Here is a 12,441-nt window from a genome sequence, read left to right as displayed (position 1 = left end):
ACGAAGCAATCCAGGGCCACGCTTGAAGCCCCTGGATTGCTTCGCATCGAAGTCGGCGCTGCGCGCTGCCCTCGGCTCGCAATGACAAAAACCCCTGATTTTGCTCGCTGCTTTTTCGGTCAGACACTCAGGATGACGGCGTCGCGATGAGGGGTGGCGGTCAGTCGGATCAAAATACTTTCTGACTTCGCAGCAGCTCTCCACCTTCGACGTCATCCTGAGGAGCCCGGCGCAGCGCGAAGCGCGCAGCCGGGCGTCTCGAAGGATGGGCCGGACGTGATAGGTCGGCCGCAAGCTGATCAGCCGCAAGGGCTCTGAGCCGCATTCTTCGAGACTCGCCTCAACGCAAGAGCGTTGTCGGCGAGCACCTCAGAATGACCACTCATCACTCGCCGCAACTGCAGCCCATTGCGCCGCATCCGGGGCGCGCACGCCACCAAAGGAGGCCGTTATTCCGGGGCGCGAGCCCCGTCTCGGGCGAGCGAACCCGGAATCTTGCGACGCGGTGAGGCGTCACGGTCTGACAGCGAGATTCCGGGTTCGCTCGCAGCTGTCGCTGCTCGCGCTCCGGAATGACGCCGTAATAACGCGCATCACCCGACGTTGCGGATCCAGCCGTGGCTGTCGGGCGCGCGGCCGTACTGGATGTCGACCAGTTGCTTGCGCAACCCCATCGCCACGGGGCCTGCTTCGCCGCCATTGATGACAAAATCGCCGTGCGCCGAACACACCTTGCCGATCGGCGAGATCACCGCCGCGGTGCCGCAGGCGAACGCCTCCTTCAGCTTGCCGGAGGCGGCGTCGGCGCGCCACTGCGCCAGCGTGTAGGGCTCCTCGCGCACCGTGGTGCCGGCCTCTTTCGCCAGCGCGATGATCGAATCGCGGGTGATGCCGGGCAAAATGGTGCCGAGCGGCGGCGTCGACAGCGAGCCGTCGTCGAACACGAAGAACACGTTCATGCCGCCGAGCTCTTCGATGTAGCGCCGCTCCAGCGCGTCGAGGAACACCACCTGATCGCAGCCGTGATCGATCGCTTCGGCTTGCGCGCGCAACGAGGCTGCGTAGTTGCCGCCGCATTTCACCGCGCCGGTGCCGCCGACCGCGGCACGGGTGTAGGTTTCCGACACCCAGATCGACACCGGCGCCGGGCCGCGCTTGAAATACGAGCCGACCGGCGAGGCGATCACCGCGAAGATGTATTCCGCCGACGGCTTGACGCCGAGGAAGATCTCGCTGGCGATCATGAACGGCCGCAGATACAGGCTGCCTTCGCCGCCCGGAATCCAGTCGCGGTCGATCCGCACCAATTGCTCGACCGCCTCGATGAACACCGCCTCCGGCAGCGCCGCCATCGCCATGCGGTCGGCGGAATTCTTGAAGCGCCGCGCATTGGCGTCGGGGCGGAACAGGTTGACGCCGCCGTCGTCGCGCTTATAGGCCTTCAGCCCCTCGAATATCTCCTGCGCGTAGTGCAGCACCGCGGTCGCCGGATCGAGCGGGAAATTGCCGCGGGATTCCACCCGCGCGCCGTGCCAGCCCTTGGCCTGATTGTAATGCACCAGCGCCATGTGATCGGTGAACACCCGGCCGAAGCCCAGATTTTCCAGCTTCGCCGCGCGATCGGTGGCGGAGACCGGGTTGGCCGCGGGCGCGATGTCGAACTTCAGCCAGATCGAGCCGTCGACCTTGTCGAACGAAACTCCCATGGGCTTATCTCCTGGATCGGCGAGCGCCGCGTGCCGCGCGGTGGCCGTTGGTTACATTCAAGGACGGGCCGTTGCCAGCCGGTCTTCAGTTCAAGTCCCGAGCGGGCCGGGAGCGGGCTTTTGCGCAACGCAGGAAGTCCGGTATGTTCGGCCTGGTCGCCCGAGGCAATGGCATGCGAGCCGTTGCAAAAAATTATCGGACCGCTCAGGCCATGGCCGCAAGCGGAATGATGTTATATTTCGTCTGGACCATCCGTTTTGTAACATAAAGACCAGATATGTCAACATGGCTGACATAAATTTCACGGACCGATCGCCAAGCGCCGGCCAGCCCGAGCCGGATGCGCCGCCGATCAGCGACGCCGCGCCTCCGCGGTGGGACGTCATCGAGCTGTTGTTCTTTGCCTATCGCGATTTCGTCGGCGACGCCGATCACGCGCTGGAGGGGTTTGGCTTCGGCCGCGCCCACCACCGCGTGGTGCATTTCGTGCACCGCTATCCGGGGCTGAAAGTCGCCGATCTGCTCGACGTGCTGCGCATTACCAAGCAGTCGCTGGGGCGGGTGCTCAAGCAATTGCTTGACGAGGGCTATCTGGTGCAGCGCGCCGGCGACAGCGATCGCCGGCAGCGGCTGTTGTTCTCCACCGCCAAGGGCGAGGCGCTGGTGGTGAAACTGGCGCGGCTGCAAACCGATCGCATCACCCAGGCGCTGGCCGATCTCGGCCCCGGCGACTCTGAATCGGTGCTGCGCTTTCTTCGTGCCATGATCGACCGCGATGATCCGGACAAGGTGCTCGAGCGCCTGCTCGGCGCCAATGGCGCAACCGCAAAGGACCGCCGGTGACGCAATTTGCAACCTTGGCGAAAAAGCCGCCGCGCCCGGCCGACGACGCGCCGCATCTGTTGCTGGTTGACGACGATCGAAGGATCCGCGACCTGCTGTCGCGCTTTCTCGCCAGCGAGGGCTATCGCGTCACCACCGCAAAGAGCGCGGCGGACGCCCGCGGCAAGCTCAACGGGCTGTATTTTGATCTGTTGATTCTCGACGTGATGATGCCGGGCGAGACCGGCTTCGATCTGGCGCGCGCCATCCGCACCACCTCCTCGGTGCCGATCGTGATGCTGACCGCGCGGCACGAGGCCGAGAGCCGGATCGAGGGCCTGCAGCTCGGCGCCGACGACTACGTCGCCAAGCCGTTCGAGCCGCGCGAACTCTTGCTGCGGATCGGCAACATCCTGAAGCGGGCGATGCCGGTCGCCGCGGTCAAGCTGGAGTCGATCAGCTTCGGGCCTTATGTCTATCATCTGGAGCGCGGCGAGTTGCGCCAGGGCGAGGAGATCATCCATCTCACCGACCGCGAGCGCGACATGCTGCGGGTGCTGGCGGCCTCGCCCGGCGAAACCGTGCCGCGCGGCGAACTCACCGGCGCCGGCGGCACCGTCAACGAACGCGCGGTCGACGTGCAGATCAACCGGCTGCGCCGCAAGATCGAGCAGGACCCGGCCAATCCCTTGTTCCTGCAGGCGGTGCGCGGCATCGGCTATCGCCTGGTCGCGGCGCCTTAGCCGATGACCACGCTCGACACCGGCTTCACGCTGATCCGCACCGCGACGCGGCGGGTGGCTTCGTTCCACGACTACATCTGGCGGCGCTTCAACGACTTCATGCCGAAGGGGCTGTACGCCCGCGCGCTGTTGATCATGATCGTGCCAATGGTGGTGCTGCAATCGGTGGTCGCCTTCGTGTTCATGGAGCGGCACTGGAACACGGTGACGCAGCGGCTGTCGGCGGCGGTGGTGCAGGACATCGCCGCGCTGATCGACGTCTACAAGGGCTATCCGCAGGACAAGGACCGCGCGCAGCTGCGCCGCATCGCCCAGCAGCGCATGGGGCTGGTGGTGGATTTCTTAGGCCCCGGCGACATGCCGCCGCCCGGGCCGAAGCCGTTCTTCTCGCTGCTCGATCAGTCGATCAGTAAACAGATCAGCCGGCAGATCGCGCGGCCGTTCTGGATCGACACCGTCGGCCGCTCCAATCTCGTCGAAATCCGCATCCAGCTCGACGACGCGGTGATGCGGGTGTTCGCGCAGCGCAGCGCCGCTTACGCCTCGAATTCGGAGATCTTCCTGTTCTGGATGGTCGGCACCTCATCGATCCTGTTGATCGTCGCGGTGCTGTTTCTGCGCAACCAGATCCGGCCGATCCTGCGGCTGGCGGACGCCGCGGAAAGCTTCGGCAAGGGCCGCGAGGTGCCGAATTTCCGGCCGCGCGGCGCCCGCGAGGTGCGCCGCGCTGCGCACGCCTTCATTGAAATGAAGAGCCGCGTCGAGCGCTCGATCGAGCAGCGCACCGCGATGCTGGCCGGGGTGTCGCATGATCTGCGCACCATTCTGACGCGTTTCAAGCTGGAACTGGCGCTGATCGGCGACGGCCCGGACGTCGACGGCATGCGCAAGGACGTCGACGAGATGGCCGCCATGCTGGAGGCCTATCTGGCGTTCGCGCGCGGCGACAGTGGCGAGCAGGCGCAGCCGGTCGACATGGCGGCGGCGCTCGAGGAATTGCGCAGCGACGCCGAGCGCAACGGCCATTCCGCCACCGTGGTGTTCCACGGCCAGCCGGTGGTGACGGTGAAGCCGGCGTCGTTCAAGCGCTGCCTCGCCAATCTGGTGTCGAACGCCGCGCGCCACGCCGATAGCATCGCCATCACCGGGCATCGCGACCATCGCTATCTCACCGTGACGGTGGATGACGATGGCCCCGGCATTCCGCAGGACATGCGCGAGGAGGTGTTCAAGCCGTTTCTGCGGCTCGACGACGCGCGCAACCAGGACGAGGGCGGCACCGGGCTTGGCCTCGCGATCGCCCGCGACATTGCCCGCTCGCACGGCGGCGACATCACGCTCGGCGACAGCCCGATGGGCGGCCTGCGCGCCACGGTGCGGGTGCCGGTGTAAGGCGGTGTTGCTTTCGCGAAGCGGCCAGCCACATCGGCAGCGCGCTCCCTCTCCCGCTTGCGGGGGAGGGGTGGGGAGGGGGCAATTGTCGCCCGACTGAAACGACCGTTCGCGCCAAGCCCCCACCCGCCCTCGCTTCGCTCGGGCACCCTCCCCGCAAGCGCAGGGCGCCGCAAATAGATTTTCGCAGGCCATTGCCTCGCAGTTCGCTTCACCCTCCCCTGGAGGGGGAGGGTCGGCGGGGACCGCGCGTAGCGCGGTGCGCGCCGGGGTGGGGTGTGTCGCGAGCATGGCGGATGACCTCTTCGCCACCCCACCCCGCTCGCTGCGCGAGCGACCCTCCCCCTCCAGGGGAGGGTGATCTTCGCAGCAACCGCTAAACATTCATATGCGATAGCCATGCCTGCAAGCGGGAGAGGGGAAGAGAGCTACTTCGCCAGTTCCTGCGAGCGACGCTTGGCCGCCGCCACCGCGCGGCTGAGCAGCGGCTGAAAACCGTCTTCCGCCATCAGCACGTCGAGCGCCGCCGCGGTGGTGCCGCCGGGCGAGGTGACGTTCTTGCGCAGGGTCGCGGCGTCGAGCTCGGAGCGATGCAGCAATTCGCCGGAGCCGGCGACGGTGGCGCGCGCGAGCTTGGTGGCGAGTTCCTCCGGCAGCCCCGCTTCGACGCCGGCGCGGGCCAATTCCTCGGCGAGCAGGAACACATAGGCCGGCCCCGAGCCGGACACCGCGGTCACCGCATCGATCAGGCTTTCGTCGGCCACCCATTCCACCGCGCCGGTGGCGCGCAACAGCGCGTCGGCGGTGGCTCGCTGCGCGGCGTTGACGTGGCCGCCGGCCACCGCGACGGTGATGCCGCGGCCGATCGCCGCCGGGGTGTTCGGCATCGCCCGCACCACGCTGCCGCCGCAGGCTTTGGAAATCCCGGCGATGGTCATGCCGGCCATGATCGAGACCACCAGCGTGCCGGGGCCGACGAAGGTTTTCAGCTTGGCCGCGGCATCGCGAAACATCTGCGGCTTCACCGCGATCACCAGCGCTGCGACCGCGCCGAGATCCTGCGCCGAGGTGTTGAAGCGGACGCCCCGCGCGCTGAGCGCTGCGATCTCGTCGGACGGATGCGGCTCGATCACCGCGACGTTGCAGCCGTCCAGCCCCTGCGCCAGCCAGCCTGTCAGCAGCGCGCCGCCCATCTTGCCGGCGCCGGCCAGCACGATGGTGCCGGTCATCTGCGCCAGCGGTGATTTCTTGGAAATGCTCATGACGATGTCCCGAAGTGAAGATGGCGGGACCCTAGCACCAGGCCGGGAGTCGCGCCCGGGTTTATGCGGGGTCCGCGTGTTGTGGCGATCTGAATATCAGCCCCGGGCTGTCGCGATCCGGCCAGTCGTGTTGCGATGCTACACATTCCGCCGTCATCCTGAGGAGCCCGGCAGAGCGCAGCGAAGCCGGGCGTCTCGAAGGATGAGCCGTCCGGTTGGGGCGGTCGCCGCGTCTCGCGGCCGCATCCTTCGAGGCTCGCGCGAAGGGCGCTCGCACCTCAGGATGACGGCGCAGCGGATGACGCTGCGCCGGCGTCGCTCACGCGTTGCGCTGTCTTACGCTTCGCCCATGGTGTCGAACATCGCCGCGGTCATCGCCTCGGCGGCCGACTTGCCGGCCCACACCACGAACTGGAACGCCGGATAGTAGCGCTCGCAGGCGTGGATCGCGCTGACCAGCATCGACTCGCATTGCGCGGGGGTCGCGGTCAGCCCGCCCGGCAGCACCAGCGCCTGCCGGTACATGATCATGCCGGTGTGGGTCCAGATATCGAAATGGCCGATCCACAATTGCTCGTTGATCGCCGCGATCAGCCGCTGCACCTCGGGTCGATGCGCCGACGGGATCTTCATGTCGAAGGCGCAGGCCAGATGCAGCGCCTCGATCTCGTTCATCCAGGTGAAGGAGAGTTGATAGTCGGTCCAGTTACCCTTGGAGACGATGGTAATCTCGTCTTCGCCGGAGCGCTCGAACGACCAGTCGTTCGTGGAGGCGATATCTTCGACCACCGCGAGCGGGTTGTTCCCGGAATCGATGACGCTTTCGAGCATGGGCATGCCGTCTCGACCTTACGTTTGAATGTGTTGATACGCACGCGGCAGGCCCACAAGCGCTAGCAGGACGCGCTGTGCGGATCGCTGGACTGAGCGAGCCAGTAACAATCCGAGGCTTGCAAGCATGAAATGATGTGATTTGCGGAATCCGCGCAACCGGGCTGCCGGCCCATCCACAGGCAAAGCGGGTGCCGTCCACAGTTGATCGTAAGATTTGCAGAACAAAACGGAATCGGATTCGCGCCATGCGAGTCCGCGGCGATTTGTTAACCTTTGCCGAGTCCGGCGGCGGCGTTAACTTTTTGAATCGCGACGCGCGAGAAGGCGCGGCCGCGCTTGATGGCGATGGGGGCTTTCGGCATAGTTCCACGACCTGATGATCACTGCGAAAGTCCAATGCCATGACCGAGTCCTTGAGCGATACCTCCGAGGTTGCCGCGCCGCCGGCGGCCGAGCGGCCGCGCTTCGCCAAGCCGCAGCGCATCGCCTTCGTGCAGTCGTCTTGGCACCGCGAGGTGGTCGCGGCGTGCCGCGGCGCGTTCCTGGCGGAGATCGAAGTCCGCGGCATTGCGCCATCGCAGGTCGATCTGTTCGAGGTGCCCGGCGCGTTCGAGATCCCGCTGCATGTGCAGACGCTGGCCAAGACCAGGCGCTACACCGCGATCGTCGCCGCCGGGCTGGTGGTCGACGGCGGCTTGACCGGCTTCGTCGCGCCGACGGTGATCCAGGCGTTGATGGACGTGCAGTTGCGCACCGACGTGCCGGTGTTTTCCGCCGTGCTGACGCCGCAGATGTTCGACGACACCGCGCCGGAATTCGGCGAATTTTTGGAGCTGTTCGCCGCCAAGGGCAGCGAGGTGGCGGGCGCCTGCGCCGACACCCTGCTTAGCTTCGAGCGGCTGCGCGGACAGGTCGCGGCGGGAATCGTTTAGGGGGCTTCCTTCCGCGGCTCAACGGCCGCGGCGTCATCCTGAGGTGCGTACTTTGACGGCGCTTGCGCCGTCGGAGCGCGCCTCGAAGGATGGGCAGCGGGCCTCGGACATCCAAAGGCTGTCATTCCGGGGCGCGAGGCCGACAGGCTGAGTGAACCCGGAATCTTGCGACGCGCACCTGTTGAGAGGCCGCGATCAGGTGTTGCGAGATTCCGGGTTCGCTCGCAGCTTGCGCTGCGCGCGCCCCGGAATGACGGTCTTCCGGTGTTGGCGGTCTCGGACGATCAGTCGAACAGGCTCGACACCGATTCTTCCGACGCGGTGCGGCCGATCGCTTCGGCGATCAGCGAGGCGATCGACAGCGTGCGGATATTGGTGGTGGTGCGCACCGCCTCGGTCGGCTGGATCGAATCGGTGATCACCAGCTCTTTCAACTTGGAGCCGATGATCCGGGTTGCGGCGCCGCCCGACAGCACGCCATGGGTGATATAGGCGTAGACTTCCTTGGCGCCATTGGCGAGCAGCGCGTCGGCGGCATTCACCAGCGTGCCGCCGGAATCGACGATGTCGTCGACCAGGATACAAGTGTAGCCCTCGACTTCGCCGATCACGTTCATCACTTCGGATTCGCCGGCGCGTTCGCGGCGCTTGTCGATGATCGCCAACGGCGCGTTGATGCGCTTGGCGAGGCCGCGAGCGCGCACCACGCCGCCGACGTCGGGCGACACCACCATCACCTTGCTGAGCTCGAAGCGTTCGCGGATGTCGCGCACCATCACCGGCGAGGCGTAGAGATTGTCGGTCGGGATATCGAAGAAGCCCTGGATCTGGCCGGCATGCAGGTCGAGCGTCATGACGCGGTCGGCGCCGGCATGGGTGATCAGATTGGCGACCAGCTTGGCGGAAATCGGGGTGCGCGGGCCGGCCTTGCGGTCCTGCCTTGCGTAGCCGAAATACGGGATCACCGCGGTGATGCGGCGCGCGGAAGCCCGGCGCAGCGCATCGATGATGATCAGCAGTTCCATCAGATGGTCGTTGGCTGGGAACGAGGTCGACTGGATGACGAAGACGTCGGAGCCGCGGACGTTTTCCTGGATCTCGACGAAGATTTCCATGTCGGCGAAGCGCCGAACCACGGCCTTGGTCAGCGGCAGGCCGAGCCAGTTGGAAATTTCCTGCGCCAGCGCGCGATTGGAGTTGCCGGCGACCAGCTTGATCGAGCCATTCTTGCCCGACATCGACGCCTCTCCCCGTGACTTGGCGGATACAACGTTCAGCATATCGGTCTACTCTTGCAACTGGTCTAACGGGCGAGCGAGGTCATAACAAGGACACGCCGGGGGTGGCAACCCGTTGGCTGCGGCTTTGACGCGCAAAATCCTGCTTTGTGGGTGGATCTGTCCGAATTGTTAACGCGCGGCGAAGCTCTCGGGCGCAAAGCCGAGCGCGTTGGAAGCCGCGGAAACATCCTCGCCGCTGGCGATCGCCGGACCGCGCTCGGGCACGGCGGGGCCGGGCTGCGATTCGCCGGGGGCTGCATTGATCAGGCCGCTGAGCCCGCTCAGTCCGGCCTGCGCGATCCGCCGCAACACCAAATCATCGGCCTGCGCCCAGGCGTCGCGTCCCGGTTTGCCGGTCGGCTCCTCGCCGGATAGCCGCAGCGCGCGCTGCTGGTTCTGGTCGTAGACGTCCCACACCCAGGCGATCATGGTGCGGCCGCCGCGGATCTGCGCCGCCAGATAGCTGCGCACGCGATAGGCGGCCGGCGCCTCGCGCGACACCACCGCGACGTTGCGCAGCTTGGATTCGCTGTCGAGCAAATTGACCATGCGGTCGAACACCTGCGGCGGCGGGCCGTCGATCGATTCAAACGTCACGGTTGTGCCGCCGCCCATCTGCGCGTAGGCGGCGCTGGGGCCGCCCGCGCCGTCGCTGACGCAGCCGCCGAGCCCACTCAAGGTCGCCAGCAGCAGAGCCGCGCGCATCAACCGCGCGGGCGTCAGATTTGCTGTCAGAGTTTGAAGTCGCATGCCGTCCGAATCGCTGGTGAGGGTCGGGCAGCGCCCGACATCAGCCCGCAGCGATATCGTTAAAATCCGTTAAGGTCTAGGGCGGGCAAACCCCAGCGGTCCGGCAAGCTCACCAAAGCGCTGCCGGAGTTTCGCGGATTTGATTTGAAATTGAAGCGGTTATGCCGATCGCGGGTGCAGCGCGATGGCATGGACGTGGCGGCCGTAATCCGGCTCTTTGCGGTGGACAGTGCGGCGATAGCTGAAAAACCGCTCGTCCGGATAGGTGTCGAGGCCGATGTCGTCGATCGCGCCGACCCCGGCCTGCTCGAGCCGCAGCCGGATCAGCCCGGCGAGATCGAACATGGCGTGGTTTTCGCGAGACGCCGCCACGAAGAACCGCGCGTGGCCCGGATCGGCGGCGACGAAACGCGCGACGAATTCGCTGCCGACCTCATAACTTTGCTGCCGGATCAGCGGCCCGATCGCGGCGCGGATGTTTTGGCGGGCGGCGCCCAACCCGACCATCGCGGCGACGGTTGACTCCACCACGCCGGTCAGCGCGCCCTTCCAGCCGGCATGCGCGGCGCCGATCACCCGCGCCTCGGGATCGACCAATAGCACCGGGCCGCAATCGGCGGCGGTGGCGCCGATCGCCAGCCCCTCGACCCGGGTGACGATGGCATCGACCTTCGGCCGCGACGCTGAGTCCCACGGCGCCTCCGCCACCACGACGTCGGGCGAATGCACCTGATAGGCGGTCAGAAAGCGCTCCGGCGCCACGCCGAGCGCCTCAGCCATGCGGCGGCGGTTTTCCGCGACATGGGCGGGATTGTCCTGCGAGCCGACGCCGGCGTTGAGCCCGGCGTAAATGCCCTGCGAGACGCCGCCCTCGCGGGTGAAGAAGGCGTGGCGCAGGCCCGGCACGGCCGACAGCAGCGGCGATTGAATCGTCATTGCGCGGCGGCCCGGGCGGTTTCGGGCAGGTCGCTGAGCCCGGCGATCTGTTCGAGCTCGGTTTCGGACACCGCCATCACCTTGAACATCTCGCCCATGCCGCCGCGGCCGCCTTCGACCAGCCGCTTCAGCGCGCCGGCGATTTGTTCGGAGACTTCGAGGCTGGCCTTGCCCATCAACGCCACGGCGCGGTTTTCGATGCCGAGCCGCTTGAGGAATTCGCCCTGTGTCACCGGCCCGTGCACCCGCGCGGCAACGGCTTCTGCGCCGCGCGCCAGCGCCTGAAAATCGACATGCGCGGTGACGTCGGCGCGGCCGGGATTCTGCAACGGATCGGCGAAGCTGTGCCGGGCGATCGCCTGGAAGGTGTCGCCGGCGTCGCTGCGCAGATGGCCGTAGTCGATGATCAGGGCGGCGCCGCCTTCGTCGCGCACCCGGCTGGCGAGTTTCATGATCTCGGCGTCCGGCCGCCACTCGAACACCGCGCCCAGCGGCGCGGCGCGCACCAGGGGCGGCAGCAGATGCTCGAAATGCGGGATCGGCTCCGGCGCGACGCCGAACGCCAGGCGGTCGGCGGCGTCGATCTCGACGGTGCGCTCGTGCCAACCGCGTTCGCCGCGCACCATCTGGTGGATCGGTAGCACGTCGAAATATTCGTTGGCGAAAATGATCGAGCTGCCGCCCGGCACCTCGTCGAGGTTGGCGTGCCAATGGATGTTGGAAGCGCCGGCCAGCGTCGCCTTCTGCTTCTCGCGCAGCACCGGGTTGATCTCGACCAGATGCACGTGCAGCGCCTGGAACAGCGGCGGCACCACCCGCAGCGCCCGCAGCGCGTCCGCCATCATGGTGCCGCGGCCGGGGCCGAGTTCGATCAGCCGCACCAATTGCGGCGAGCCGATCGACCGCCACACCGAGGCCGCCCACAGTCCGAGCAATTCGCCGAACATCTGGCTGACTTCCGGCGCGGTGGTGAAGTCACCTTCGCGGCCCAAGGGATCGCGCGAGACATAATAGCCGAACGCCGGATGGGTGAGGCACAGCTCCATATAGCGCCACACCGGCATCGGGCCAGTGGCGCGGATCAGGCGCTTGATCTCGTCGAGCAGCGGCGAAGTGTCGGTCACGGTCATGCCTTACCCGGAGTGAGTCTACTGCGGTCCGGCAGTCGCGAGGCGCGCAGGATGAGCACGAGGCCGACCACGATCATCGGCACCGACAGCAATTGGCCCATGGTGACCTGGCCGATCACGAAGCCGGTCGGTGCGTCGGGCTCGCGAAACAGCTCGCCCACAATACGTGCGCAGCCGTAGACGATGGTGAAGGCGCCGAGGATCAGGCCAGGGCGCTTCAGCGCGTTCATGCGGACCATGACGGCGAGGACGACGAACAATAAAAGGCCTTCGAGGCCGGCTTCGTATAGCTGGCTCGGATGGCGCGGCTGCGGCCCGGCATGCGGGAAGATCACGGCCCATGGCACGCTGTCGTCCGTGACGCGGCCCCAGAGCTCGCCATTGATGAAATTGGCAACACGGCCGAGGAAAATTCCGATCGGCGCCACGGCACAGGTGAGGTCGCCGAGCGACAGGATCGAGATGCGCTGCGACCATGCGAAGGCCATGACCGCGACGACGCAGCCGAGATAGCCGCCATGAAACGACATGCCGCCATTCCAGAGCTGAAAAATCTCCAGCGGGTGTGCGGCGTAATACGGGAAGTTCCAGAACAGCACTTCGCCCGTGCGCCCGCCGATGATGATGCCGAGAGTCACCCAGAGGATGAAATC

General features: G+C 66.5%; 13 protein-coding genes. 4 read left to right on the top strand and 9 right to left on the bottom strand.

What is annotated here, in order from left to right; all coding sequences use genetic code 11:
* Positions 1-216 (bottom strand): hypothetical protein (locus VGC77_RS12670; RefSeq protein ID WP_331171925.1); only part of this gene is annotated, 216 nt, incomplete at its 3' end.
* A gap of 377 nt (positions 217-593) precedes the next feature.
* Positions 594-1,706 carry a branched-chain amino acid aminotransferase gene (locus VGC77_RS12665; RefSeq protein ID WP_331171924.1) on the bottom strand — a complete coding sequence of 371 codons (1,113 nt, stop codon included), beginning with the start codon at positions 1,704-1,706 and terminating at the stop codon, positions 594-596.
* Between the two features lie 286 nt (positions 1,707-1,992).
* Between VGC77_RS12665 and VGC77_RS12660 the strand changes: the two genes are divergently transcribed.
* From VGC77_RS12660 to VGC77_RS12650, 3 genes are read left to right on the top strand one after another with little or no spacing between them, the layout of a single operon-like run.
* Positions 1,993-2,550, top strand: coding sequence for a MarR family winged helix-turn-helix transcriptional regulator (locus VGC77_RS12660; RefSeq protein WP_331171923.1), 558 nt, complete (start codon positions 1,993-1,995; stop codon positions 2,548-2,550).
* Positions 2,547-3,272 (top strand): response regulator transcription factor, encoded by a 726-nt coding sequence (locus tag VGC77_RS12655; protein ID WP_331171922.1) that lies wholly within the window; start codon positions 2,547-2,549, stop codon positions 3,270-3,272. Before VGC77_RS12660 ends, VGC77_RS12655 begins: the two co-directional genes overlap by 4 nt.
* A 3-nt stretch (positions 3,273-3,275) precedes the next feature.
* Positions 3,276-4,664, top strand: a complete 1,389-nt coding sequence (locus VGC77_RS12650) for an ATP-binding protein (RefSeq protein WP_331171921.1) — start codon at positions 3,276-3,278, stop codon at positions 4,662-4,664.
* A 428-nt stretch (positions 4,665-5,092) separates the two neighbouring features.
* Here VGC77_RS12650 and proC read toward each other — a convergent pair whose 3' ends face one another.
* Together proC and VGC77_RS12640 are read right to left on the bottom strand one after the other, a co-directional pair.
* The gene (gene proC / locus VGC77_RS12645) at positions 5,093-5,926 is read right to left on the bottom strand and encodes a pyrroline-5-carboxylate reductase (RefSeq protein WP_331171920.1); all 834 of its coding nucleotides are present in this window, start codon (positions 5,924-5,926) and stop codon (positions 5,093-5,095) included.
* Positions 5,927-6,262: 336 nt separating this feature from the next.
* On the bottom strand, positions 6,263-6,763 hold the full coding sequence (locus VGC77_RS12640) for a YbjN domain-containing protein (RefSeq protein WP_331171919.1): 501 nt from the start codon (positions 6,761-6,763) through the stop codon (positions 6,263-6,265).
* Positions 6,764-7,161: 398 nt separating this feature from the next.
* Here VGC77_RS12640 and VGC77_RS12635 point away from each other — a divergent pair, with 398 nt between their 5' ends.
* The gene (locus tag VGC77_RS12635; RefSeq protein ID WP_331171918.1) at positions 7,162-7,692 is read left to right on the top strand and encodes a 6,7-dimethyl-8-ribityllumazine synthase; all 531 of its coding nucleotides are present in this window, start codon (positions 7,162-7,164) and stop codon (positions 7,690-7,692) included.
* A 284-nt stretch (positions 7,693-7,976) separates the two neighbouring features.
* On the opposite strand, the gene VGC77_RS12630 is transcribed toward VGC77_RS12635, so the two are convergent.
* The 5 genes from VGC77_RS12630 to lgt all read right to left on the bottom strand — a co-directional run.
* Positions 7,977-8,930 (bottom strand): ribose-phosphate pyrophosphokinase, encoded by a 954-nt coding sequence (locus VGC77_RS12630; RefSeq protein ID WP_331171917.1) that lies wholly within the window; start codon positions 8,928-8,930, stop codon positions 7,977-7,979.
* A gap of 171 nt (positions 8,931-9,101) precedes the next feature.
* A complete protein-coding gene (locus VGC77_RS12625; protein WP_331171916.1) occupies positions 9,102-9,722 on the bottom strand; it encodes a hypothetical protein in 621 nt (206 codons plus the stop codon).
* A gap of 159 nt (positions 9,723-9,881) precedes the next feature.
* Complete coding sequence (gene pgeF, locus VGC77_RS12620) at positions 9,882-10,658, bottom strand: peptidoglycan editing factor PgeF (protein ID WP_331171915.1); 777 nt, start codon at positions 10,656-10,658, stop codon at positions 9,882-9,884.
* Positions 10,655-11,782: a class I SAM-dependent methyltransferase gene (locus tag VGC77_RS12615; RefSeq protein ID WP_331171926.1), complete on the bottom strand. Its 1,128-nt coding sequence runs from the start codon at positions 11,780-11,782 to the stop codon at positions 10,655-10,657. Before VGC77_RS12615 ends, pgeF begins: the two co-directional genes overlap by 4 nt.
* 2 nt (positions 11,783-11,784) lie before the next feature.
* Positions 11,785-12,441, bottom strand: a 657-nt coding sequence (gene lgt / locus VGC77_RS12610; protein WP_331171914.1) for a prolipoprotein diacylglyceryl transferase, incomplete at its 5' end; no start/stop codon positions are given.

It is taken from the genome of Rhodopseudomonas sp. (assembly GCF_036404135.1).
Taxonomy (GTDB): domain Bacteria; phylum Pseudomonadota; class Alphaproteobacteria; order Rhizobiales; family Xanthobacteraceae; genus Rhodopseudomonas_A.
The sequence above is the reverse complement of the archived record's forward strand: the minus strand, read 5'-3'. Positions and strand labels throughout refer to the sequence as shown.